This is a genomic window from Phenylobacterium sp. (genome assembly GCF_004299445.1).
In the GTDB taxonomy this organism is placed as follows: domain Bacteria; phylum Pseudomonadota; class Alphaproteobacteria; order Caulobacterales; family Caulobacteraceae; genus Phenylobacterium.
Genome location: NZ_SCTC01000037.1, coordinates 21,809 through 46,152 on the forward strand (window position 1 = coordinate 21,809; position 24,344 = coordinate 46,152).

Annotated in this window: 22 protein-coding genes and 1 tRNA gene; 9 read left to right on the forward strand and 14 right to left on the reverse strand. The window is 68.9% G+C overall.

What is annotated here, in order from left to right:
- Positions 1–6 precede the first annotated feature (6 nt).
- A complete protein-coding gene (locus EPN98_RS09045; RefSeq protein WP_293362359.1) occupies positions 7–831 on the reverse strand; it encodes a transglutaminase family protein in 825 nt (274 codons plus the stop codon).
- 112 nt (positions 832–943) lie between these two features.
- On the opposite strand from EPN98_RS09045, the gene EPN98_RS09050 reads away from it, so the two are divergent.
- The gene (locus EPN98_RS09050) at positions 944–1,321 is read left to right on the forward strand and encodes a DUF3597 family protein (RefSeq protein ID WP_293362360.1); all 378 of its coding nucleotides are present in this window, start codon (positions 944–946) and stop codon (positions 1,319–1,321) included.
- Here EPN98_RS09050 and EPN98_RS09055 read toward each other — a convergent pair.
- Positions 1,314–2,774, reverse strand: a complete 1,461-nt coding sequence (locus EPN98_RS09055) for a deoxyribodipyrimidine photo-lyase (protein ID WP_293362361.1) — start codon at positions 2,772–2,774, stop codon at positions 1,314–1,316. The two genes, EPN98_RS09050 and EPN98_RS09055, sit on opposite strands and share 8 nt — an antisense overlap.
- A 535-nt stretch (positions 2,775–3,309) precedes the next feature.
- Between EPN98_RS09055 and EPN98_RS09060 the strand changes: the two genes are divergently transcribed.
- On the forward strand, positions 3,310–5,037 hold the full coding sequence (locus tag EPN98_RS09060; RefSeq protein ID WP_293362362.1) for a methyl-accepting chemotaxis protein: 1,728 nt from the start codon (positions 3,310–3,312) through the stop codon (positions 5,035–5,037).
- Positions 5,037–5,522: a chemotaxis protein CheW gene (locus tag EPN98_RS09065; RefSeq protein ID WP_293362363.1), complete on the forward strand. Its 486-nt coding sequence runs from the start codon at positions 5,037–5,039 to the stop codon at positions 5,520–5,522. The genes EPN98_RS09060 and EPN98_RS09065 overlap by 1 nt, the downstream gene beginning before the upstream one ends.
- Positions 5,523–5,526: 4 nt before the next feature.
- On the opposite strand, the gene EPN98_RS09070 is transcribed toward EPN98_RS09065, so the two are convergent.
- Entirely contained in the window at positions 5,527–6,441 is a 915-nt protein-coding gene (locus EPN98_RS09070) for a hypothetical protein (protein ID WP_293362364.1), read from the reverse strand.
- Between the two features lie 214 nt (positions 6,442–6,655).
- On the opposite strand from EPN98_RS09070, the gene EPN98_RS09075 reads away from it, so the two are divergent.
- Positions 6,656–7,144 carry a hypothetical protein gene (locus tag EPN98_RS09075; RefSeq protein ID WP_293362365.1) on the forward strand — a complete coding sequence of 163 codons (489 nt, stop codon included), beginning with the start codon at positions 6,656–6,658 and terminating at the stop codon, positions 7,142–7,144.
- A gap of 23 nt (positions 7,145–7,167) precedes the next feature.
- Here EPN98_RS09075 and EPN98_RS09080 read toward each other — a convergent pair whose 3' ends face one another.
- On the reverse strand, positions 7,168–8,370 hold the full coding sequence (locus EPN98_RS09080; RefSeq protein WP_293362366.1) for an MFS transporter: 1,203 nt from the start codon (positions 8,368–8,370) through the stop codon (positions 7,168–7,170).
- An 81-nt stretch (positions 8,371–8,451) separates the two neighbouring features.
- Positions 8,452–9,846 carry an LLM class flavin-dependent oxidoreductase gene (locus tag EPN98_RS09085; protein WP_293362367.1) on the reverse strand — a complete coding sequence of 465 codons (1,395 nt, stop codon included), beginning with the start codon at positions 9,844–9,846 and terminating at the stop codon, positions 8,452–8,454.
- 132 nt (positions 9,847–9,978) lie between these two features.
- Between EPN98_RS09085 and EPN98_RS09090 the strand changes: the two genes are divergently transcribed.
- Positions 9,979–10,827, forward strand: a complete 849-nt coding sequence (locus EPN98_RS09090; RefSeq protein WP_293362368.1) for a TetR/AcrR family transcriptional regulator — start codon at positions 9,979–9,981, stop codon at positions 10,825–10,827.
- Here EPN98_RS09090 and lptB read toward each other — a convergent pair.
- The 6 genes from lptB to EPN98_RS09120 all read right to left on the reverse strand — a co-directional run bounded on the left by lptB (position 10,820) and on the right by EPN98_RS09120 (position 14,391).
- A complete protein-coding gene (gene lptB, locus EPN98_RS09095; RefSeq protein WP_293362626.1) occupies positions 10,820–11,545 on the reverse strand; it encodes an LPS export ABC transporter ATP-binding protein in 726 nt (241 codons plus the stop codon). The two genes, EPN98_RS09090 and lptB, sit on opposite strands and share 8 nt — an antisense overlap.
- Positions 11,546–11,592: 47 nt before the next feature.
- Positions 11,593–12,162, reverse strand: coding sequence for an LptA/OstA family protein (locus EPN98_RS09100; RefSeq protein WP_293362369.1), 570 nt, complete (start codon positions 12,160–12,162; stop codon positions 11,593–11,595).
- A 20-nt stretch (positions 12,163–12,182) separates the two neighbouring features.
- The gene (gene lptC, locus EPN98_RS09105) at positions 12,183–12,833 is read right to left on the reverse strand and encodes an LPS export ABC transporter periplasmic protein LptC (protein WP_293362370.1); all 651 of its coding nucleotides are present in this window, start codon (positions 12,831–12,833) and stop codon (positions 12,183–12,185) included.
- A 9-nt stretch (positions 12,834–12,842) separates the two neighbouring features.
- Complete coding sequence (locus EPN98_RS09110; RefSeq protein ID WP_293362371.1) at positions 12,843–13,460, reverse strand: ribonuclease D; 618 nt, start codon at positions 13,458–13,460, stop codon at positions 12,843–12,845.
- A 113-nt stretch (positions 13,461–13,573) separates the two neighbouring features.
- Positions 13,574–13,753, reverse strand: a complete 180-nt coding sequence (locus EPN98_RS09115; protein WP_293362372.1) for a rubredoxin — start codon at positions 13,751–13,753, stop codon at positions 13,574–13,576.
- On the reverse strand, positions 13,750–14,391 hold the full coding sequence (locus tag EPN98_RS09120; protein ID WP_293362373.1) for a TetR/AcrR family transcriptional regulator: 642 nt from the start codon (positions 14,389–14,391) through the stop codon (positions 13,750–13,752). The genes EPN98_RS09115 and EPN98_RS09120 overlap by 4 nt, the downstream gene beginning before the upstream one ends.
- Positions 14,392–14,489: 98 nt before the next feature.
- On the opposite strand from EPN98_RS09120, the gene EPN98_RS09125 reads away from it, so the two are divergent.
- Positions 14,490–15,761: a cytochrome P450 gene (locus EPN98_RS09125; RefSeq protein ID WP_293362374.1), complete on the forward strand. Its 1,272-nt coding sequence runs from the start codon at positions 14,490–14,492 to the stop codon at positions 15,759–15,761.
- Between the two features lie 32 nt (positions 15,762–15,793).
- On the opposite strand, the gene EPN98_RS09130 is transcribed toward EPN98_RS09125, so the two are convergent.
- A tRNA-Leu gene (locus tag EPN98_RS09130) sits at positions 15,794–15,880 on the reverse strand.
- Between the two features lie 203 nt (positions 15,881–16,083).
- Between EPN98_RS09130 and EPN98_RS09135 the strand changes: the two genes are divergently transcribed.
- Positions 16,084–17,061, forward strand: a complete 978-nt coding sequence (locus EPN98_RS09135; RefSeq protein WP_293362375.1) for a complex I NDUFA9 subunit family protein — start codon at positions 16,084–16,086, stop codon at positions 17,059–17,061.
- Here the strand turns inward: EPN98_RS09135 and EPN98_RS09140 are convergent.
- Both EPN98_RS09140 and EPN98_RS09145 read right to left on the reverse strand, forming a co-directional pair.
- Complete coding sequence (locus tag EPN98_RS09140; protein WP_293362376.1) at positions 17,058–17,300, reverse strand: hypothetical protein; 243 nt, start codon at positions 17,298–17,300, stop codon at positions 17,058–17,060. The two genes, EPN98_RS09135 and EPN98_RS09140, sit on opposite strands and share 4 nt — an antisense overlap.
- The gene (locus EPN98_RS09145) at positions 17,300–18,100 is read right to left on the reverse strand and encodes an undecaprenyl-diphosphate phosphatase (RefSeq protein ID WP_293362627.1); all 801 of its coding nucleotides are present in this window, start codon (positions 18,098–18,100) and stop codon (positions 17,300–17,302) included. The genes EPN98_RS09140 and EPN98_RS09145 overlap by 1 nt, the downstream gene beginning before the upstream one ends.
- A gap of 231 nt (positions 18,101–18,331) precedes the next feature.
- On the opposite strand from EPN98_RS09145, the gene EPN98_RS09150 reads away from it, so the two are divergent.
- On the forward strand, positions 18,332–19,777 hold the full coding sequence (locus tag EPN98_RS09150; protein ID WP_293362377.1) for an NAD(P)-dependent oxidoreductase: 1,446 nt from the start codon (positions 18,332–18,334) through the stop codon (positions 19,775–19,777).
- A gap of 5 nt (positions 19,778–19,782) precedes the next feature.
- Complete coding sequence (gene gltB / locus EPN98_RS09155) at positions 19,783–24,321, forward strand: glutamate synthase large subunit (RefSeq protein ID WP_293362378.1); 4,539 nt, start codon at positions 19,783–19,785, stop codon at positions 24,319–24,321.
- Positions 24,322–24,344 lie beyond the last annotated feature (23 nt).

The window sequence follows — 24,344 nt, forward strand, 5'->3', positions numbered from 1 at the left end:
CGGCGGTCACACCGCGACGGCGTCGAGGCGGCCCACCCCTTGGGCGATCTCGTCGTCGGCCTGGGTCACCGAGAAGGCCTGTGACACCAGCACGGCCCGGCCGAACACGCTCATGAAGGCGATGTCGGCCGCGTCCAGGCCGGTGGCCACCCGCACGAGATCGCAGGCCTCGACCTTGCCCGTCGGGTCCGCCAGGCGCCACCCGCCGCCCACGAAGACCTCGGCCACCGCGTGCAGGTCGGGCGGGTCCAGCTTCCAGGCATAGGCGCTGACCGCGCGGGCGGGGATGTCGCTGGCCCTCAGCAGCGAGATGGCAAGGTGGGTGAAGTCGCGGCACACGCCGGCCCGGTCGGCGAAGGTCATCAACGCCGTCGTCTGAGCGTCGCTGACACCGGCGACATAGTCCACGTGCCCGGCGATCCACTCGAGGATCGCCACCACCCGGTCGCCGCCGCGCAGGCTTCCGAACTCGCGGTCCACGAAGCGCTCGAAGCTGTCGGACGGACAGAAGCGGCTGGGCCGCAGATAGCGCAGCACCCCGGGCGGCAGGTCGCGGATCGCCACCTGCGCCGCGCCCTCCAGGCGGGGCGTCTCGCGCCGAACGGCCACCTGCGCGTCATAGAGGATGCGCACGCGCCCACTGGCGGTGAATACGGCGCGCCGCTCGCCAGCCGGCCCGTCGTCGCGGCGCACCAGATCGCTCTGTGGCGTGACGGAGAGGCGCTCGCGCAACACCGTCTGGTCGGCGTCGCGAGACGCTTCCAGCATCAGCAGCGTCTCGCTGGGGCTCGGGAAGTCGTAGGTGAGGTCGGCGCGGATGTGCAGGGCCATGTCCTCGCCAACGCGCCGTCATCGCAGTCGATCCCGCGGACGCGCCGGAACCGTGACGCATGCCTGCCGTTGACGCAACCGAGGGCGCCGTCCGCCCCATGGAGTTCGTCCGATGCGGATGATGCAGAAGATCCACGACGCCTTCGCCGGCGCCCCGTCCGACGCGCCGCCTTTGCCGGCCCGCGACCCTCATCGCGTGCCGCCGACCCCTGTCCGCACCCGCATGGCGACGCCCCCCGACGTCGCGATGATCCTGGACGCCCGCGCCGCCCGCACGGGCTTCGGCAGCGGCTGGCGCGATGACCTCGGCGCGCTCTTCGCCCTGGTCGGCCTGCCCGACACGCCCGAGTCCCGCCGCCAGACCGCCGAGAGCCTCAACCTCGACATCGATGAGGACGATCCGGCCGAGACCGACGCCCGCCTCCACGCCGCTATGATCCAGCGTCTGGCCGAGAACGACGCGCTGGCGCCTCAGGACTTCTTCAAGTAGCCGCCGCGTCCTTCCCGCGGACCTCGGCGTAGGCCGCCAGCGCCCGCTGGCGCGCCTCGGCGTGATCCACGAGGGGCCGGGGATAGTCGCGGCCAAGGCGAACGCCCGCCGCGTCCAGCTGCGCCGTCGTCGCCGTCCAAGGCGCGTGGATCAACGCCTTGGGCATGCGGGCCAGTTCCGGGACCCACCGCTTCACGTAGGTCCCCTCAGGATCGAAGGTCTGCCCCTGGCTCACCGGGTTGAACACCCGGAAGTAGGGCGCCGCATCCGCCCCCGACCCCGCCACCCACTGCCAGCTGGCCGAATTGCTCGCCAGATCGGCGTCGACCAGGGTGTCCCAGAACCAGGCCTCGCCGCGGCGCCAGTCGACCATCAGGTCCTTGATCAGGAACGACGCCACGATCATCCGCACGCGGTTGTGCATCCAGCCGGTCGCCCACAGCTCGCGCATCCCGGCGTCGACGATCGGATAGCCTGTCCGTCCGGCCTGCCACGCCGCCAGTCCCGCGGCGTCGTCCTGCCACGGCATGCGATCGAACTCGGGCTTCAGCGCCGCGTTCGGCAGGGTGGGGAAATGGTACAGCAGGTGGGCGCTGAACTCGCGCCAGCCGACTTCCGATAGGAACGTCTCCACCCCACGCTGCAGCGGGTCGCCGTGCATTGACTCGCCCGCCGCCAACGCCGCCCGCCAAACCTGCCAGGGCCCGACTTCGCCGAAGTGCAGGTGCGGCGACAGCCGTGACGTCCCGGTCACGCCGGGCACGTTGCGCGTATCGGCGTAGGCGAACACGGCCTTCTGCGTGAAGGCGGCCAGCCGTGCGGCGGCGCCGGCCTCGCCGGGGGTCCAGGCTTCCCGCAGGCCGCCCGCCCAGTCCGGCCGGGTCGGGCGCAGGGCCCAGTCGTCCAGCGCCTCTCCCGCGACCCCGCCCGCGATCTCCAGCCGGTCAGGTGCGGGGGCGAAGGCGGGCGGCCGCGCGGCCGCCCGCAGGGCCCGCCAGAACGGCGTGAACACCTGGTAGGGGCCGCCCGTCTTGTTGAAGAACTTGGCCGGTTCGGCCAGCAGCGCGCCGTTGAACGATCGGGCCTCGAGCCCGTCCGCCCGCAAGGCCGCCTTGAGCGCCCCATCGCGCGCCACCGCCCAGGGTTCGTAGCGGCGGTTCCAGACCACCGTGCGCGCGCCGGTCTCCGCCGCCAGCGCCGGGATCACCGCCTCGGCCCGGCCCGATCTGAGCACCAGGCCCCCGGCGTCGGACCGTTGGCGCAGGTCCGCGTCCAACGCCGACAGCGAGCCGTGCAGCCACCAGCGCGAGGCGCCGCCCGGGCGCCAGTCGCCCGCCTCGTTGTTGTCGTGGACATAGACCGGCACGATGGCCTCGCCCGTCGCCAGCGCGGCCTGCAGGGCCGGGTTGTCGGAAAGCCTCAGGTCCCGGCGGAACCAGACGAGGACGGTCATGGCAGGAGGGACTCCACGCAGCGCCCCCTTCGTCGTCGATCGGGACGTGCGGGCAGGCCGCAGGCGGCGTCAATCGCTTGGGGGCCGTGGCTCCAGCCTAGGCGTCGCCGCCGCTCGCCTGCAAACCGTTTCGAAGCAGCGGTGCGCCGCGGGACGATCCGACGTCGCGGCGAGGCGGAGACAGGATCGACCACCCCACGTTGTCGACCCATAGCTGACAACTAAAAAGAAAGTATCCCCCAAGAGATCGCGCCCTGTTGTGCGCTTTACTCATAACGGTGAGTGAAAACATACCAATTATGACATCATTAGGCATTCCGATCGCAAGACAAGACTCACAACTGCGCCAATTCGGATTTTGCATAGATCAGAAAATCGGCGCCAACGTTGTCTATATTCATGCCTATTGCGGTTAATGTCCGTCGATTTGGCAGATTTAATAAGTATATCGATTCGACATATCGCGCGTGGAGGCTGAAACGTGCTGGGTATCCACAAGAATGGCTTCAAGGATTCAGCTGCAACGCTTGAAGCAATGAGCCGTTCGCTCGCCGTCATCGAGTTTGATCCGAAGGGCAAGATCCTTTCGGCGAACGAGAATTTCTGCCGAGCGATGGGTTACTCCGCCGCCGAGATCTTCGGTCAGCACCACAGCATGTTCGTTGAGCCGGAATACGCGCGGAGCAACGACTACACGGCGTTCTGGGCGAAGCTGGCGCGTGGCGAGTTTGACGCACGCGAATACCTGCGCTTCGGCAAGGGCGGCAAGGAGGTCTGGATTCAGGCCTCGTACAATCCCGTGCGCAACCCACGAGGCGCCGTGGTCAAGGTCGTGAAGGTCGCGACCGACATCACCGAGGAAAAGCTGCGCAACGCCGACTTCGCGGGAAAGATCGAAGCGATCTCGCGGTCGCAGGCGATGATCGAGTTCACGCCGACAGGCGATATCGTCACGGCCAACCAGAACTTCCTCGGCACGCTGGGCTACACGCTGGGCGAAATCCAGGGCCGCCACCACAGCATGTTCGTCGAGCCCGGCTACGCCCGGTCCGGCGACTACCAGGAGTTCTGGCGCAAGCTGCAGGCGGGCGAGTTCTTCTCCGCCGAGTTCAAGCGGTTCGGCAAGGGCGGCAAGGAGATCTGGATCCAGGCCTCCTACAACCCGATCTTCGACCATCGGGGCAGGGTCACCAAGGTGGTCAAGTTCGCCACCGACGTGACGGCCCGCGTCGCGGCGGTCGACTCGATCGCGCAAGGCCTGGAGCAGCTGGCCCGGAACAATCTGACCCACCGGGTGCCTCAGCTCGCCGATCCGACCTTCGAGAAGCTGCGCGCCGACTTCAACAACGCCATGAACGCCCTCGACGAGACGCTGGCCGCGGTGTCCGCGTCGAGCACCAGCGTCGGCGGCGGTTCGGCGGAGATCGCGGCGGCGTCCGACGACCTCTCGCGCCGCACCGAGCAGCAGGCCGCGAGCCTGGAAGAGACCGCAGCGGCCCTGGACGAGATCACCGCCACGGTGAAGCGCAGCGCCGACGGCGCGAAGCAGGCGTCCGCCGCGGCCTCCGAGGCGCGAACCGACGCCCAGAAGTCGGGCGACGTGGTGCGCGAGGCTGTGGCCGCGATGGGTGAGATCGAGAGCTCGGCCCAGCAGATCACCCAGATCATCGGCGTGATCGACGAGATCGCGTTCCAGACCAACCTGCTGGCCCTGAACGCCGGCGTCGAAGCCGCCCGCGCCGGGGACGCCGGCAAGGGCTTCGCGGTCGTCGCGTCCGAAGTCCGCGCGCTGGCCCAGCGCTCGGCGGAAGCCGCCAAGGAGATCAAGACCCTCATCGCCACCTCGACGAGCCAGGTCGGGCGCGGCGTGAAACTGGTCGGCGACACCGGCGAGGCGCTCACCGGCATCGTCAACAAGGTCACTCAGATCGACGGCCTCATCGCCGAGATCGCCCAGTCGTCGCAGGAACAGGCCACGGGCCTGAGCCAGGTGAACACGGCGGTCAACCAGATGGACCAGGTCACGCAGCAGAACGCGGCCATGGTCGAGGAAGCCACGGCCGCAGCGGCCAATCTGCGCGCAGAGTCGCAGGAACTGACGCGGTTGATCGGACGGTTCCAGACCGGTGCGGCGTCCGGCCGCTCCACCCGCCTGGAGCTGGTCGCCGAGACCTCGCGTCGCCCGGCGCCCAACCCTGTCGCCCGACAGCACGCCAAGCTGGCGGCCGCCGTCGGCGCAGAGTCCGAGTGGAGCGAATTCTGATGAGCGTCGAGACCGCGAAAAACGGTGAGAAGCTCGAGCTGATCTCGTTCGAGATCGCTGGCCAGGGGTTCTGCATCGACACGCAGTCCGTGCGCGAAATCCGCGGATGGACCCCGCCCACGCTGATGCCCAATGCGCCGCCCTACGTTCTGGGCGTGATCAACCTGCGGGGCGTGGTGATGCCGGTCCTGGACCTGCGCGCCCGTCTGGGGTTCGGCGACACGTCGGCCACCTCGCGGCACGTGTACGTCGTCGTCCAGCAGGACGATCGCGTGGTGGGCCTCATGGTCGACGCCGTGCAGGAGACCTTCTCGGTGGATCCCGAGATGCTGCACGCGCCGCCTCGCATGGACTACGGCGACGCGCCGCCGCTGGTGGACGCCATCCTCACGCTCGAGGGGCGCATGTTGTCCCGCCTGGTGCTCGGCTCCCTGCTGCCCGAGCCCGCCGAGGCGCCCCTCCAGGCGGCGCTGGTCGCGGCCTAGCCCGTCAGCCGAACCGCAAGCCCGCTCTCCGAAGCTCGGCGAACAGCCTCTGAAGACTGACGAGGTTGCTGGCGCGATGCGCCACCAGGGGCGGAGAGAGCAGCACGTCGCCCGGCACGTAGACGCCCATGTGGTCCCGTTTGCACAGGCCCCGGGCGATCAGCGCGCTGACCCGGCGCCGGACCGTTTCCGCCGGCAACCCCATGGTCCGCGACAAGGCGAACACGGCCACCCGCTGGCGCAGCGCGTCGTCCACCACCTCATACGGCGCGCCGTCCGGCTCGCCCTCGGCCGCGAGGTGCTGGATGTTGGCGGCGCTCACGAACAGAAACACGATCCCGTCCAGCATGCCCCCCGCCACCGGCGCGGCGGACTCCAGATACCGCAGGACATAGGCCAGCGCCGGGCGCCCCACGATCCGAACGGGCGGCGCGGAAAGGTCCAGAGCGGGCAGCCCGTCCGTGTCCCGCACATCCGCGAACGGCGGATACTGCGCGATGCTCGCGTGGAGCTCCGCGACGCCGCGGTAGGTGCTGTCGTAGAGCGCCCGCGTGGCCTCGGTGGCCAGCTGCTCCTGCGTGACGATGAGGCCACTGGGCAGGAGCTTGCACAGGTCCGCCTCCGTAAGCCGCCGCACGCGCCGCCGCACGGTCTCGAAGGGCATCCCCAGCGATGTCGAGACGCCATGGATGCTCACGGGGCGGCGGAGCTCGTCGGGCACCCCCTGGTCGAAGCGGGCGAAACGCCGGCTCTCCGCATCGTCCGAGATGAGGTGCCGGATGTTGGCGTCCGTGATCGCCATGCGGATCATGGCGTCGATGAAATCGCCGCCGCTGGCGGTCGCCGCGTCCTGGAGAAAGTTTCTGACGAACACAGCCGCGGCGCGGCTGACGGCCGGATGTGGGAGGGCGCCCTGCAAGACTAAGCCATCTCCGAGTTCAACCCGCCCCGCCGTTCGCCCGTTCTGACGGGGGCAACGAATAACTTGGTTTTTGTTCGCTCCGCAATCTTCGGTCGCGTTCTGAGATCAAGATGCACGGACAGCGTGCGCATGGGGCGCCTTGCAGCAATCTGTTGCGCTCCGACGCGGCGACCTTCTTGTTCCCGATCTGTTCGCGCCCCATATCCGGCGCATGCGAAAGCCCCGCGTCCCGTTCAGCGCCGAGATCGCCTGGCGCATCTGGCGGGGCCTCAACGAAGGTCACGGCCTGCGCCGCCTCTGCCGCCAGCCCGGCATGCCCACCCGCGCCACGGTCATGCGCTGGCTGCGCGAGCGGCCCGACTTCGCCGCCACGGCCCAGGCCCTGCGCCGGATGGGCGGCCTCGACGGCGCAGGCCTACCGTCCGGCTTCCGGAACGGGATCGGTGACGTCATCCTCGAGCGGCTGGCCGCGGGCGAGCCCCTGCGCACCATCTGCCGCGACCCCGACATGCCCAGCCGCTCCACCGTCCACACGTGGATGCGGCTCAATCCCGAGTGGGCCCAGGCCATGGCCTGCGCCCGCGACCTGGCCAGCTGGGCCGCCGCCGACGCGCAGATGGCGGCATGGGGATACGGGGACGGGATCGCCAACTTTCCCCGCGCCCAGACGCCCAGGCCTCCCGTGCTGCCCGGTTCGTAACCGAACGGTTCGCCCGTAGGCCCTCAGCGGCGACCGCCCGCGAGCTGGGTCGCGCTGGGACTGGTCCGAAGACGCGCCATGGCGATGCACCCGAGCAGGGGGCCTGCCGCGAGCATCGTGAAAGCCCCCGGCCATCCGAAGGCCTTCCAAACGGGCGCGACGAGCTGGATGCTCACCAGGGTCAGGAGGAAGCCGGCGCAGGTCTGCAAGGTGAGCATCGTGCCGACCGATTCAGGCTCGCTGAGCTCGGCGATGCTCGCGGAGAATTGCGCGGAGTCGGCGATGATCGTGACGCCCCACACGAGGGCCACCGCAATCACGATGAATGGCGGCGCTCCCAACAGCCATCCCATGGTGGCGGCGCAGGCGCCGCTGGCCGCCATCGCGCCGATGGTCACGGTCGTGCGTCCCCAGCGATCGGCGCAGACACCGCCCAGCCAGGCGCCGACCGCACCCACGGCGATCGATGCAAAGGTGGCCATCTCAGCCGTGCTGTAGGGGTCTGCCACGCCCGAGCGCCGGAAGCTTTCGGCCAGGAACACGGCGAGCCAGGTCCACATGGCGTAGAGCTCCCACATGTGGCCGAGGTAACCGAGGTTCGCGAGCCGGAGCGCCGGATTGCGCCATGCCTGGGATATCCGGCCGGCCTGCAGGCGCATCTGGCGGGGCGCGTTCGGGCCGACGCCTGCGAACAGGATGGCCAGCCCGCCGCACGCGGCGAGTCCGGCGGCCGCGAGATAGATCACCCGCCAGTCGAGCTGAGCGAAGGCGGCGAACGCGTGGGGGCTGGCCGAACCGAGGGTCAGGGCGCCGACCAGCAGGCCGACCAGAAGTCCAAGGTCGCCGGAAGCCCAGGTCGCGATCAGGCGCATGCCGATCGGGTAGACCCCGGCCAGGGCCACGCCGGTCAGCAGCCGGAGCGCAAGGATGCCGGCTCCGGTCGGCGGGAGCATCACCAGCACGGTCGAGGCCGCGGCCGCTGACAGGGCCGAGATCATGAATATCCGCCTGGGATCGAAGCGGTCTGGGATGCCGAGCAGGGCGCTTGCGAGCGTTCCGATGACAAAGCCCGCCTGGACGGCGCTGGTGAGCAGCGCGGATTCGAACGCCGAGAGTGGCGCGCTCCGCGCCAGAGCGGAGGCCGCCGCGGCTGACGCGAACCAGACGGCCATGGCGGTGACCTGAGCGAACAGGATGACAGCGATGGAGGGCCATTTGCGGGCCACGCCACGGCCCGCAGAACGCTGCGCTTCGGCAGGTTTGGCTCTAAGGGGTCCTGGCTCGGTCAAGGTCAGGCTCCGCCCCCGCTAAGCGGCGGGGATGTTCGAAGGCGACGTCTTCGGGCCGCGGCGGCGGGCGGCGCCCGGATGGTTCTCCTCCAGACGGGGGCCACGCCCGAACAGCTTCTCGCGGTAGGTGCCCGGCGCATAGTCCATCTTGAAGAGTCCGCGTCGCTGCAGTTCGGGCACCAGGTGCTCCACCACGTCGGCAAAGGTCTCCGGCATGACCGCATAGGCGAGGTTGAACCCGTCCAGATCGGCCGCGTTCGCCCAGGCCTCAAGTTCGTCGGCGATGCGTTGCGGACCGCCGACAAGCACCGGGCCGCCGCCGCCGAGCCCGACGGATCGCGCTATGCTGTCGAGGTCGCGATGGTCTCCCGGAGCGCTCGCCGTGAAGGCGGCTGCGGCGCCCTGTATGGCATTGCTCGACGCGGCGGATGCGGTGACGACCTCCGGGTTGGCGAAGTCGATACCGGTCCATCCGGAGATCAGCGCCAGGGCGCCGGCTGCGCTTACGTATTGCTTGTAGTCTGCGAACTTGGCCTCGGCCTCCTCGTCCGTCGCCCCGGTGATGATGGTGGCCAGCGCGAACACCTGGATGTCCGTCGCCGCGCGGCCGGCCTCGACAGCCAAAGCTCGAAGCCTGGCGACGTCCGCCGCCATCTTGCTCCGCGAATTGCCGCCGACGAAAACGCACTCCGCATGGCGGGCCGCGAAGCTGGTCCCCTTGGACGACGATCCGGCCTGGTAGAGGACCGGCGTGCGCTGCGGCGACGGCTCGCATAGGTGCACCCCGTCGACACGGAAGTACTCCCCGTCATGAACGACGCGATGGACCTTCGACGGATCGGTGAAAACCCCGGACTCGCGGTCGGCCTGGCGCGCGTCCTCCTCCCAGCTGCCTTCCCAGAACCCGTACTGGATATCCATGAACTCTTCGGCGATGTCGTAACGCACGTCGTGGGCCACCTGCTGGCGGGCTCCCGCCCCCTTCGCGCCGCTATCCAGGTAGCCGGTCACGATGTTCCAGCCGATCCGGCCATCCGTCATGTGGTCGAGCGTCGACATCCGGCGTGCGAACGGCAGGGGTGGCTCGTGCGACAGGTTCACCGTCGCCGCGAACGCGAGATGCTGCGTCGCCTGCGCCATCGGCGGGATCACCAGAAGCGGGTCGTTGGTCGGCACCTGGACCGCCTCGCGGAGCGCGGTACCCGGACTGCCGCCATAGACGTCGTAGACGCCCACCACGTCGGCCAAAAACAGCGCGTCGAACTTGCCGCGCTCAAGCAACCTGGCGAGGTCCACCCAGTGATCGGTGTGCTTGTAGTTGGCCGACCGGTCGCGAGGGTGTCGCCAGAGGCCCTGGGACTGATGGCCCACGCAGTTCATGGCGAAGGCGTTGAGGCGGAGCTCGCGAACCATTGGATCTCTCCCTTGGCTGATCAGCCTAGCCAGACTTCAAAAATTGGTCAATTGACCAAAGTCGAGGATGCAGCCAGCATCTGACCCCTGCTGGCCCGCCGCCGGCCGCCGCGACCATGCTATGTGGAGCTGATGACGAACCCGCCTGAGACCCGCACGCCCCGGATCGGCGCATGGCTTTCGAGCACCCGCGAAGGCGCAGGCCGGTACCAGGCCGGACGGGACCGCGTCGCGCAGATCCTGGATACGGCGCTCGAGATCATCTTGGAGGGCGGCTATCACGCGCTGTCGCTGCGGGAAGTGGCGCGGCGTTGCGGCGTGCGGATGGGCGCCGTCACCTACTACTACAAAGGCCGAGCGGACCTGCTCCAGGACGTCCTGAACATGGTGCTCGTGCCGTACGCGGACCGGTTCAACGAGATCGAACACGTCCCGGGCGCGACCGCCGAACAGAAGCTGGAGCAGATCATCCGGCTGCTTCTCGAGGACATACAGACCCGGCGGACAACCGGCCTCTTCCCGCACCTGTGGGCGCTGGCCAACCATGATCCGTTTGTCGCCCAGGCGGTCGACAGCATCTACATTCTCGAACGCCTGCGGCTGGTCCCCCTTATCGGTGAACTCAATCCGGGCCTTGCCCCACGGGAGCGCGAGACGCTCGCCCTGTTCGTCGCGGCGTCCATCGCCGGATCAACGATGTTCGTCGGCGCCGGCAAGCCCTGGGCCGGCGAACTGCCGCTCTACGCCGCGATCGCGTGCCGGGCGCTGATCGATGTCGTGAAGACAATCACCCCGGAGCAGTTGCAGGCCTACGGCTGGCGGCCCGTTGCGGAGCCACCGGAATGGACACCGCCCACGGTGTTGCCCGATGCGGCGTACCGAGCCCTTGTCGATGGCGCGCTGGGGCATGCCCCCGCGGCCGCGGCGAGAGACGGCGTCCACGAAAGCGCGCCCGCGCCGCTCGCTACGGTGTCTAGCTAAACCGGTCGCCCAGGTAGACCCGCCGCACTTCCGGGTCGTCCACGATCTCGTCCGGCGAGCCCTCGAACAGCACTTCGCCCGCGTGGATGATCGAGGCGCGGTCGATGATGTCCAGCGTTTCGCGGACGTTGTGGTCAGTGATCAGGATGCCGATGCCGCGCTGCTTGAGGTAGCTGATGACCTCGCGGATGTCGGCGATGGCCAGGGGGTCGATGCCGGCGAACGGCTCGTCCAGCAGCATGAAGCTGGGCTCGGAGGCCAGCGCGCGGGCGATTTCGACGCGGCGGCGCTCGCCGCCCGAGAGCGAGACGGCGGGCGAGTTCTTCAGATGCTCGATGTGCAGCTCTTCCAGGAGCTGGTTGACCGTCTCGCGGGCCTTCTTGTTGTCGTTCTGGCGCAGCTCGACCACGGCCATGACGTTTTCCCAGACGCTCATGCCGCGGAAGATCGAGGTCTCCTGCGGCAGGTAGCCCACACCCATGCGGGCGCGCTGGTACATCGGCTGCGCCGTGATGTTCTCGCCGTCGAGATAGATCGCGCCGTAGTCGGCCGGGATCAGGCCGGTGATCATGTAGAAGGTCGTGGTCTTGCCGGCGCCGTTGGGGCCGAGCAGGCCCGCCACCTCGCCGCGGCAGAGGCGCAGGCTCACGCCCTTCACCACCGCGCGGCCACGGAACGACTTGCCGACGTTGTCGACGACCAGCCCCTCGGAGGGGATGGCGCCCTGCGCCTTCGGACCCTGGGCGGCGACCCGCTGCGGCGCGTTCACTTCTTGGGGCTTTCCGACTTCTTCGAGGGATAGAAGACGCCGCGCGGGCGGTTCTTCGAATTGGCGCCCGCGCCGCCGCCGACCATGCGGCCCTCGCCGGTGGCGGTGTTGAACACCATCCGGCTGCCGCGCAGCACGTTCTCGTCCTGCACGGCGACCACGTCGCCGGTCAGGGTGACGGTCTCGGCCTGCACGTCATAGACGCCGGCGTCGCCGCGCACGCGCTGGTTCTTGGCGGTCACGTAGAAGACGTTGCCGGTCGCCTCCATGCGGAGCATCTCGCCGCAGGCGCTGGTCCCGCCGGTCGACGTTCCGGGCGCCGACGACTTCACCTCCAGGATCGCCTTCAGCACGTCAGCCCGCAGCCGGGCGTCGCCCTGCAGCGCCTCGGCCTTGCCGCGCCACGTGGAGATGCAGGTCTTGTTCTGCACCTCGAGCTCGTCGGCGGTGATGTCGATGGGGCCGTCCGAGCTGGGGCCCAGGCCCTTGGCCATCACGGGGCCCGCCAGCAGAACCGCGCCCAGGAGGGCGGGGGCGAAGACGGAAACGGAACGGAACGACGTCATGACTGCCCTTGCTCGCCGCATCACTTCTTCTGCTCGAGGCGGGTGCGGACACCGCCCTTGAAGACCATGCGGTCGCCCTTGCCGTACACGCCATAGGACTCCGCGCTGATTTCTCCAAGACCTCCCGCGCCCTGAATGGGGCCTGAACCGACGACTTCGCCGGTCTTGGTGTCGAACAGCGAGGCGGCGGTGGCGAAGGCGTTCTTGTTGTCGGCCATGCGCACGCCGTTGGACAGTTCCAGCTTGCCGGTCTGCTCGTGGAAGATGCCCGAGGCGCCGTTGATGCGCATCTGGTCGGGGCCGTTCTCGTCGAGCACCAGGGCGGGCTTCTGCAGCACCACGCGCTGGTAGTCCTTGGGGTCGCGGACCGCCGAGTCGGCGGTGAGCGTGAAGGCGCGGCCCTTGTCGTCGCGGCCGACGAAGCGGGGGTTCATCAGCTTGATGGGCTCGTCGCCCACCCGGGCCGCCTTGGGCTGGGCGTTGAAGGTGGACCAGGCCACGCTGCCGATCAGGCCGGCGAAGATCAGCGCGATCGCGGCCGGCAGCGCCACGCGCAACGTGCGGATCAGGCGCGAACGGCGACGCCAGCGCTCGAAATCGGCGCGCCGGGGCTCCGACAGCGGAGACGGGGGGAGCGGGGCTTGCGGCAGGGCGGGATCGGCGGCCGTCATGGGACCTACCTAGGTATGGGCGAAGATGTCCGCATCCTCCCAGCCCGCAACATCGAGCAGGGCGCGGTGCGGAAGGAACTCGAAACAGGCGCGGGCCAGGTGGTCGCGACGCTCGCGCACCAGCATGGCGTCCAGCCGCTCGCGCAGGGCATGCAGGTGCAGCACGTCCGAGGCGGCGTAGGCGATCTGGTCGTCGGAAAGCTTGGCCGCGCCCCAGTCCGAGCTCTGCTGGGCCTTGGACAGGTCGACGCTGAGCAGCTCGCGCGTCACGTCCTTCAGGCCGTGGCGGTCGGTGTAGGTGCGGGCCAGCTTCGAGGCGATCTTGGTGCAGTAGACGGGGGCGGTCACGACCCCAAGGTGCAGCCAGAACATGGCGATATCGAAGCGGCCGAAGTGGAAGATCTTCACGACCGCCGGATCGGTCAGCAGGCGCTTCAGGTTGGGGGCGTCGTAGGTCTCGCGGTTCAGCTTCACCACATGGGCGTCGCCGCCGCCGTCCGACAGCTGCACGACGCACAGCGGGTCGCGGCCCAGGCGCAGGCCCATGGTCTCGGAATCGATCGCGACGGCGGTCGCGCTCGCCAGCGCGTCGGCCGGCAGGTCCCCTTCATGAACGTAGGTCGTCACTTCGCCTCGACAGTCCGACACGGGTTCTCACGCCCGCTCCCGGGCCCCGTCTTCGGCTGTCTTTAGATGATCCGCCGCCCTGCCGATAGGGGCGGGGCGGTGGGCGTTAGGGCCTAGATCTCGACCATGTCGAAGTCCGACTTGGGCGTTCCGCACAGCGGGCATACCCAGTCGGCCGGAATGTCGCCCCAGCGGGTTCCGGGCGCCAGCCCTTCGCCCGGGTCGCCGGCCTCCTCGTCGTAGAGGTAGCCGCAGGTCCGGCACTGCCAGGTCTTGTAGGGCGCTTGGGTCATGGGCGGTCCCGGGATGTGGCGAAGGCCAGCCGCAGGGTCTCCAGGCTGGTCGTGCGAATCGCGTCGAGCTGGGTGTCGGGGTCGACCAGCCACTGCACCGACAGGCCCAGCAGCAGGCTGCCCACCATCAGGGCGGCGGCCTGCGGATCGACCTCGCGGCGGATCGACCCCTCCGCCTGGCCGCGCTCGACCAGCGCCGCCAGCCGGCCCTTCACCAGCTCGTGCGAGTGGGCGAAGGCGGCCCGCAGGGGCGAGGCGTCGGCCACGGCTCCCGCCAGCAGCATGAAGTAGGCCCGCGTGGCTTCCCCGTCGCCCAGGTGCCGCAGGTACAGGTCCACATAGGCCAGCACCGCCTCCAGCCCGCCCAGGTCGGCGATGTGGTGGCCGTCCAGCAGGGCGTTCTGCCGCTCGTGCAGGTCGGCGATCAGGGCCTCGATCAGCCCGTCCTTGGATCCGAACTTCTGGGTGGCCAGGCCGCGACTGTAGCCGGCGCTGCGCCCGATCGCCTCGAAGGTGGCGGCCGAAACGCCCCGTTCGGCGACCACGTGGGCCGTCGCGTCCAGCAGCCGCCGCTCGGATTCGTCGCGTCGTTCCGCCTGGGTGCGTCGCCCGACGGCGACCTGGGCAGCGTTGGTCATGGGAGAACCGTACTTATTTGTTGAACGTATAGCAAGTTACTCGTAGTCTGATGGTCGAGGCGGGCGCCGGTCTCGGACGCCCCGTTGAGGACGCCAGCATGATCCCCGATCACATCGCCAAGACCATCATCGACCCCAAGGCCTACGCCGCCGGCCAGCCCATCGACGAGGCCTTCACCTACCTGCGCCGCGAGGCGCCGCTGGACGTGGCCCATCCCGAGGGCTTCGATCCGTTCTGGGTGGTCACCCGCCAGGACGACATCCGCCAGGTCGAGCTGCAGAACGAGCTGTTCCACAACGGCGACCGCTCGACCGTGCTGACCACCATCGAGGCCGACCTGAAGGTGCGCCAGATGATGGGCGGCTCGCCGCACCTGGTCCGCTCGCTGGTCCAGATGGACAACCCCGACCACGGGAACTACCGCCGCCTGACCCAGCCGTCGTTCGCGCCCCAGAACCTGCGCGCGCTCGAGGCGCGGATCCGCGAGATCGCCCGCGGCTTCATCGACCGCATGGCCGCCAAGGGCGACCGCTGCGACTTCGCCAAGGACGTGGCCTTCCTCTACCCGCTGCACGTGGTCATGGAGGTGCTGGGCGTGCCCGAGGCCGACGAGCCGCGCATGCTGAAGCTCACCCAGGAGTTGTTCGGCAGCGCCGACCCCGAGCTCAACCGCGCCCAGGGCAAGGTCGACGACACCGACCAGGCGCTGGCCAACCTGCAGGCCACGGTCGCCGACTTCATCGTCTACTTCAACGAGATGACCGAGGATCGCCGGCGCAATCCGCGGGACGACCTGGCCAGCGTCATCGCCAACGGCCAGATCGACGGCCAGCCGCTGGGCCACCTCGAGGCCATGAGCTACTACATCATCGCCGCCACCGCCGGCCACGACACCACCTCCAGCACCACCGCCGGCGCCCTCTGGGCCCTGGCCGAGCGCCCGGCGCAGTTCCGCGCCGTCAAGCAAGAACCTAGCCTGATCAAAGGCTTGGTCGAAGAATCGATCCGCTGGGAGACCCCGGTGAAGCACTTCATGCGCACCGCCACCGCCGACACTGAACTGGCCGGCCGCAAGATCGCCAAGGGCGACTGGCTGATGCTCAGTTACCCTTCCGGCAACCGCGACGAAGCCGTCTTCGACAATCCCTTCGACTTCGACGTCACCCGCGCCAACAACAAGCACGTCGCCTTCGGCTACGGCGCCCACGTCTGCCTGGGCCAGCACCTGGCCCGGATGGAAATGCGCATCCTCTGGGAGGAACTCCTCCCCCGCCTCGAGTCGGTCGAACTGGACGGCCAGCCCCGCCGTATGGAAGCAAGCTTCGTCTGCGGCCCGAAATCGGTGCCGATCCGCTTCAAGATGCACTGAGGTCTGGAGAGGGTGGCGACCACCCCCGACGGTGGTGCCCAGGAAAGGACTCGAACCTTCACGGCCGTTAAGCCACTGGCACCTGAAGCCAGCGCGTCTACCAATTCCGCCACCTGGGCCCCGTCCGTCGGATCGGGAGGCGGCTACTTATGGCAAGGTCTGGACGGCGTCAACGGGGCCTTGGCGAGAGTCTTTCACCCCATGGCGTTGAAGGTGCGACGCCATGCCCCCTCCGTTGCTGCGCGCCAGGGGGAGCATGCATTGCGGCGCGCCGCCGCATCGTCTAATCCGCAGGCGACTTCCAGGGGTATTTGAGACCGCCATGCAGAACCTCGTCACCGTCTTCGGGGGCTCCGGCTTCGTCGGCACGCAGGCCGTCCGGTTTCTGGCCAAGGCCGGGTGGAACGTCCGCGTCGCCGTTCGCAACCCGAACCTGGCCTACAAGATGCGCCTGCTGGGCGATGTGGGGCAGATCGACGTCGTCCAGGCCAACATCCGCGACCGCGCCTCGATCGATCGCGCGCTGCAGGGCGCCAGCGCTTCGCTGAACCTCGCCGGCGTGCTGCGCGAGACCGGCCGCCAGGGCTTCCAGGCCATCCATGCGATGGGCGCGAAGACGGTGGCCGAGGCGGCGACGGCCCAGGGCGTGGGCCGGGTCGTCCAGATGTCGGCCATCGGCGCCGACCCCGACGGCCCGTCGAAGTACGCCCGCACCAAGGCCGAGGGCGAGGCTGCGGTGCGCGAGGTTCGCCCTGACGCTGTGATCGTGCGGCCCTCCATCGTGTTCGGCAACGGCGACGGCTTCTTCAACCGCTTCGCCGCCATGGCCCAGGTGTCGCCGGCCCTGCCACTGATCGGCGGCGGCGAGACGCGCTTCCAGCCGGTCTTCGTGGGCGACGTCGGGCGCGCTCTGGCCCGTGTCGTGAGCGACGCCGAGGCGGCGGGGCAGACCTACGAGCTGGGCGGCCCCGGGGTCTTCACGTTCAAGGCGCTGATGGAGATGCTGCTGGCCGAGACCGGGCAGCGGCGTCTGCTCGTTCCGGTGCCGTGGCCCGTGGCGCGGATGTTGGGAAGCGTGGCCGACTTCGGGTCGTTCCTGTTGCCCCCGCCTGTCACGGCCGACCAGGTCGAAAGCCTGACGGTCGACAATGTGGTCAGCGGCCAATACCCGGGCCTCAGGGACCTGGGCGTGACCCCAACGACGCTGGAAGCGATCCTGCCGACCTACCTCTACCGCTACCGCAAAGGCGGCCAGTACGCCGACCAGGACGCGCGCGAGATGGAAGCCGGCCGGGCTTAGGGGTTCTCAATTCGCTGCTCGGTCCCGGGCGGCAATTCCAGAAGTCCCAGTGACCATTCGCCGTCGGGTCGGCGGGTCAGCGTCACATGGAAGGTCGGGCCCTTGCCGCCGCTGTTCATGTACCAGCAGTGGATGACGTCCTCATCGACGGCGAGGAACTCCAGCAGCTCGGCGTGCACATAGGAGCCGATGCGCTCGGAGATCGCCGCTCCGACGTCGAGCGCTCCGATCCTGCGCATCAGGCGAAGTTCAGCAGCGCCAGGCCCACGCCGCCGATCGCAATCCGCAGCCAGCCGAACGGCGCGAGGCCGCGGCTGGTGACGACCGCCAGCATGGTGCGGATGACCACGATCGCCACCAGGAATGCGACCACGAAGCCGATGGCGATCAGCGGCATCGTGTCGGCGGTCAGCTGATCGCGGCTCTCCCAGGCGTCGAGCACGAAGGCGCCTAGCATGGTCGGGATCGCCAGGAAGAACGTGAACTCGGCGGCCGCGCGCTTCTCCACGCCGAACAGCATGCCGCCCACAATGGTGGCGCCCGAGCGCGAGACGCCCGGCATCATCGCCAGCACCTGGAACAGGCCGATGGCCAGCGCCTTCAGGATCGGCAGCTTGAAGGGATCGTGCGCCACGGGCTTGGGCGCGAGGCGGTCGATGAACAGGAGGACAATGCCCCCGATGATCAGCGAGATGCACTGGACCGTCGGATTGTCGAACAGCACCGCCTTGATGAAGTCGTGGAAGATCAGGCCCAGCACGACCGAGGGGAGAAACGCCACGATCACGGTCAGCGCGAACTTGCGCGCCTCGGGGTCGGTGGGCAGGCCGACCACCTGCTTCCAGAGCTTACCGAAGTAGAGGACCACCACGGCCAGGATCGCGCCCAGCTGGATCATCACCGCGAAGGTGTCCCAGAAGCCGTTGGGCAGCCCTAGGGCCTGCTTGGCCAGCAGCATCATGCCGGTCGACGAGACCGGAATGAACTCTGTCAGGCCCTCGATGATCCCCAGGATGACGGCATAGACCCAGTCCGGCAGCACGGCGCACTCACTTCAAAACGCGAGGGATTCGGCGACGACCGACCCGTACTCCGACCATAGGCAGAAACGCAATGATCTCAAAATTGGACTAAATACGCCCGAGGTCGATCCATGCTTCCGCTGAACGCTTCAAACGCCTGCTGATATACTCCATAAAATAGACAATAGCCTTTCCAGCGCCGAAATCGCGCCCTAGATGGCCGGCTCGGACAGATTGAGAGGCCCGCTATGGCCGAGCGCATGCTGAAATTCACGGTCACGCCGCGGGCGACGCCCGAGAAGCGGGACGCCACCGCGCGTGCGGGCGACTTCCACGAGATCTATCGCGAGTTCATCGACGCGAAGGCGACCGAGCAGGCCTCACGCTGCAGCCAGTGCGGCGTGCCGTTCTGTCAGACGCACTGTCCGCTCCACAACAACATCCCCGATTGGCTGCGGATGACCGCCGAGGGGCGGCTGGAGGAAGCCTACCAGCTCTCCCAGGCCACCAACGCCATGCCCGAGGTCTGCGGCCGCATCTGCCCGCAGGACCGGTTGTGCGAGGGCAACTGCGTGATCGAGCAGTCGGGCCACGGCACCGTCACCATAGGCTCGGTCGAGAAGTACCTGACCGACAAGGCCTGGGAGATGGGCTGGGTGAAGCCGCTAGCGGCAGGCGAGGCGCGCGGCCAGTCGGTGGGAATCGTGGGCGCCGGACCGGCGGGTCTGGCGGCTGCGGAACGCCTGCGCGAGCTGGGCTATGACGTCACCGTCTATGACCGCCACGACCGCCCCGGCGGCCTTCTGGTCTACGGCATCCCCGGCTTCAAGCTGGAGAAGGACATCGTCGAGCGCCGCACGCGCCGGCTGGCCGAAGGCGGGGTCACGTTCGCGTTGAACTTCGAGGTGGGTCGCGACGCTTCGCTCGCCGAGCTGCGGGCGAAGCACGACAGCGTTCTGGTCGCCACGGGCGTCTACGCTGCGCGCGACATGGCGATCCCCGGCGCCGGCTCGACGGGCGTGGTCGCGGCGCTGGATTATCTGATCGCCTCCAACCGCAAGGGCCTGGGCGACGCCGTGCCCGAATTCGATTCGGGCGCCCTGGACGCGCAGGGCAAGGCGGTGGTCGTGGTCGGCGGCGGCGACACGGCTATGGACTGCGTGCGCACCGCCATTCGCCAAGGCGCGACCTCGGTCACCTGCCTCTACCGCCGCGACCGCGCCAACATGCCGGGTTCGGACCGCGAGGTGAGCCATGCGGTGGAAGAGGGCGTGGTCTTCGAATGGCTCGCCGCCCCCAAGGCCGTGACCGGCGACGCCCTGAGGGCCGCCGGCGTGGTTGCCGCGCGCATGCGCCTGGGCGCCCCGGACTCTTCGGGCCGGCAGGCGCCGGAGGAGGTTCCGGGCGGCGACTTCGACCTCTCGGCGGACCTGGTTATCAAGGCCCTGGGTTTCGACCCCGAAGACCTGCCGACCGCGTTCGCCGCGCCCGAGCTGGCCGTCACCCGCTGGGGCACTGTGAAGGCCGACCTTCGCAACCTGCAGACCTCGATCCCGGGCGTCTTCGCCGCCGGTGACATCGTGCGCGGCGCCTCGCTCGTCGTCTGGGCCATCCGCGACGGCCGCGACGCCGCCGAGGCTATCCACCGCTACCTCGAGGCGCACGCCCGCGCCGACCTGATCGCCGCGGAGTGACGATCATGAGCGACTTCACCACCCGCTACGAACGCGACCGCGCCCGCCTCATCGAGGCCAACGGCTATGACATCACGCAGCAGCACGACGCCTGTGGCGTGGGCCTGGTCTGCGCCATCGACGGCCAGCCTCGACGCGAGGTCGTGGAACTGGCGATCCGCGCGCTGAAGGCCGTCTGGCATCGGGGCGCGATCGACGCCGACGGCAAGACCGGCGACGGCGCCGGCGTGCTGGTCTCGGTGCCGCAGGACTTCTTCGCCGCCCACGTCGAGCGCATCGGCCACAAGGTGCGCCCCGGGCCCATCGCGGTGGGCCAGGTATTCCTGCCCCGTGTCGATCTCGGGGCCCAGGAAGCCTGCCGGACCATCGTCGAGAGCGAGGCTCTGCGCTTCGGCTTCTACATCTACGGCTGGCGGCAGGTGCCGACCGACACCTCGGTGATCGGCGAGAAGGCCAACGCCACGCGGCCCGAGATCGAGCAGATCATGCTGTCGCCGCCCAAGGGCCTGGAGGGCGAGGCGCTGGAGCGGGCGCTGTTCCTCTGCCGCAAGCGGATCGAGAAGCGCGTGGCCGCGGCCAACATCCAGCACTTCTACATCTGCTCGCTGTCGGCCCGGGCGCTGATCTACAAGGGCATGTTCCTGGCCCAGCACATCGACGAGTTCTACCCGGACCTCACCGACCCGCGCTTCAAGGCAGCGGTGGCGGTGTTCCACCAGCGCTATTCCACCAACACCTTCCCCGAGTGGCGGCTGGCCCAGCCGTTCCGGATGCTGGCGCACAACGGTGAGATCAACACCGTGAAGGGCAACATCAACTGGATGAAGAGCCACGAGATCCGCATGGCGGCCGGGGCCTTCGGCGACTACCAGGACGACATCAAGCCGGTGATCCAGCCGGGCGGATCGGATTCCGCGGCGCTGGACAACACCTTCGAGGTGCTGGTGCGAGCGGGCCGCGAGGCGCCGATGGCCAAGACGCTGCTGATGCCCGAGGCCTGGGCGGCGCGCTCGCCCGAGCAGATCAAGGACAGCCACAAGGCGCTCTTCTCGTACTGCAACGCGGTGATGGAGCCATGGGACGGTCCCGCCGCCATCTGCGCCAGCGACGGCCGCTGGGTGGTGGCCGGCAAGGACCGCAGCGGGCTGCGGCCGATGCGCGTGGCCGAGACGTCGGACGGGCTGCTGATCGTGGGCTCCGAGGCCGGCATGTGCCGCGTCGAGGAGAGCCGGATCGTCCGCAAGGCCCACGTCGAGCCCGGCCGGATGATCGCCGTCGATCTGGTCGAAGGCCGCCTCTACCACGAGGAGGCGATCCTCGACCGGCTGGCGTCCGAGCACCCCTACGACAAGTGGCTGGGCAACATGGTCGAGCTGGAGGCCCGCATCGGCCCCGGCGACGAGCCGCGGATGTACGCCCGCGAGGAGCTGGTCCGCCGGCAGACCGCCGCCGGCCTGACCCTCGAAGATCTGGAGCTGATCCTTGCGCCCATGGTGGAGGAGGCGAAGGAGGCCGTGGGCTCGATGGGCGACGACACGCCGCTTGCGGTGTTGTCGAACCAGTACCGGCCGCTCAGCCACTTCTTCCGGCAGAACTTCAGCCAGGTGACCAACCCGCCGATCGACTCGCTGCGCGAGACGGCGGTCATGAGCCTGAAGACCCGGTTCAAGAACCTCGGGAACATCCTGGCCGAGGACGAGACCCAGACCGACGTCTTCGTCATGGAAAGCCCAGTGCTGACCACCGGCATGTTCCTGCGGGTCGTGGGCGAGATCGGCGAGAAGAACATCGCCGTCGTCGACTGCACCATGCCGATCCCGGCGCCCGAGGCTCAGTCCGGCGACGCGCTGCGCGCCAACCTGGACCGCATCCGCGCCGAGGCCGAGGACGCGGCGCTGCGCGGTTGTTCCACCATTGTGCTGACCGACGAGGCGTCAGGGCCGGATCGTGTGGCGCTGCCGATGATCCTGGCGACGGGCGGGGTGCATGCCTGGCTCGTGAGCAAGGGACTGCGCAGTTACGTCTCCATCATCGTCCGCTCGGCCGAGTGCCTGGATACGCACGCCTTCGCGGTGCTGGTCGGCGTCGGCGCCACGGCGGTGAACGCCTACCTGGCGCAGGACAGTTTCCTGGATCGGCTGGAGCGGGGCCTGACGGGCGACCTTGGCCTTCGTGACCTGTGCCTGAACCACAAGAAGGCCATCGAGGGCGGGCTGCTCAAGATCATCTCCAAGATGGGCATCTCGGTGATCTCGTCGTACCGCGGCGGCTACAACTTCGAGGCCGTCGGCCTGTCGCGCAGTCTGGTCGCCGAGTTCTTCCCCGGCATGCCGTCGCGCATCTCGGGTATCGGCCTTGCCGGGATCGAGGCCAAGGCGGTCGAACTGCACCGCAAGGCTTGGGATCCTGCGGCGATCAGCCTGCCGGTGGGCGGCTTCTACAAGGCCCGCCGCTCGGGCGAGGCCCACGCCTTCGAGGCGCGGATGATCCACGTGCTGCAGTCGGCCTGCGACCGCGGCGACTATGGCCTCTACAAGCGCTTCTCCGAGGGCGTGCGGACCTTCCCGGCCATCCAGCTGCGCGACCTCCTCGACATCCGCGCCGAGGGCAAGCCCGCGCCGCTGGAAGAGGTCGAGAGCGTCAATGAGATCCGCAAGCGCTTCGTCACGCCGGGCATGAGTCTGGGGGCGCTGAGCCCCGAGGCGCACGGCGTGCTCAACATCGCCATGAACCGGATCGGCGCGAAGAGCGTCTCGGGCGAGGGCGGCGAGGACCGCGCCCGCTACAAGCCGCTGCCCAACGGCGACAACCCCAACTCGGCGGTGAAGCAGATCGCTTCGGGCCGGTTCGGCGTGACGGCCGAGTACCTGAACCAGTGCCGCGAGATCGAGATCAAGGTCTCCCAGGGCGCCAAGCCTGGCGAGGGCGGGCAGCTGCCCGGCTTCAAGGTGACCGAGCTGATCGCCAAGCTGCGCCATGCGACGCCGGGCGTGACGCTGATCAGCCCGCCGCCGCACCACGACATCTACTCGATCGAGGACCTGGCCCAGCTCATCTACGATCTGAAGCAGATCAACCCCGACGCCCGGGTGACCGTGAAGCTGGTCGCCATGACCGGCATCGGCGCGATCGCGGCCGGGGTCGCCAAGGCGAAGGCCGACACGATCCTGATCTCGGGCAACGTCGGCGGCACCGGCGCAAGCCCGCAGACCTCGATCAAGTACGCCGGCGGGCCGTGGGAAATGGGCCTCTCCGAAGCCCACCAGGTGCTGACCCTGAACAACCTGCGCCACTTCGTGCGCCTGCGGACCGACGGCGGCATCCGCACGGGTCGCGACGTGGTGATCGCCGCCATGCTGGGCGCGGAGGAGTACGGGATCGGGACGGCCAGCCTCATCGCCATGGGCTGCATCATGGTGCGCCAATGCCACTCCAACACCTGCCCGGTCGGCGTCTGCACCCAGGACCAGGCGCTGCGCGCCAAGTTCACTGGCAGCCCGGAGAAGGTGATTAATCTCTTCACCTTCATCGCGGAAGAGGTGCGCGAGATCCTGGCGGGCCTGGGCGCGCGCTCGCTGCAGGAGATCGTGGGCCGCACCGATCTGCTCATGCAGGTGAGCCGCGGCGGCGAGCACCTGGACGACCTCGACCTGAACCCGCTGCTGGTGAAGGCCGACCCGGGCGCGAACAAGCCCTACTCGACGGTCGCCGGCCGCAACGAGGTGCCCGACACCCTCGACGCCCAGATCGTCCGCGACGCCGCTCCGCTGCTGGAGCGCGGCGAGAAGATGCAGCTGACCTACACGGTCCAGAACACGGCGCGCGCCATCGGCACGCGGACCTCGTCGCACATGGTCCGCAAGTTCGGCATGGACGGCCTCGCGCCCGGCCACCTGACCGTCCAGCTCAAGGGGTCGGCCGGCCAGAGCCTGGGGGCCTTCGCGGTCCAGGGGCTGCGGCTGGAAGTGACCGGCGAGGCGAACGACTATGTGGGCAAGGGCCTGTCGGGCGCGACCATCGTGGTGCGGCCGACGCCAGGGCTGGCCAACCCGCACCGCCAGGCGATCATCGGCAACACGGTGCTGTACGGCGCGACGTCGGGCCGCTTGTTTGCGGCCGGGATCGCCGGCGAGCGCTTCGGCGTGCGGAACTCTGGCGCGACCGCGGTCATCGAAGGCTGCGGCGCCAACGGGCTCGAGTACATGACCGGCGGCACGGCGGTGATCCTGGGGCCCGTGGGCTTCAACTTCGCGGCCGGCATGACCGGCGGCATGGCCTTCGTCCACGACCCGGACGGGCGCCTGCGACTGTCCCTGAACGCCGACAGCGTGGTCACCTGCGCGGTGGGCTCGGCGCACTGGCAGGGGGTGCTGAAGGCCCTGGTCGAGGAACACGCCGCCGAGACCGGCTCACCCTTCGCCGCCGACCTCCTGCGCAACTGGGACGTGGCGCTGAAGCAGTTCGTGCAGGTCTGCCCGAAGGAGATGGTTGGGCGGCTGGATCACGCTCTGGAGGCCGAAGAGGGGGTCCACGAGCGGGCGTAAAGCTCCTCCCCCTGGGGGAGGAA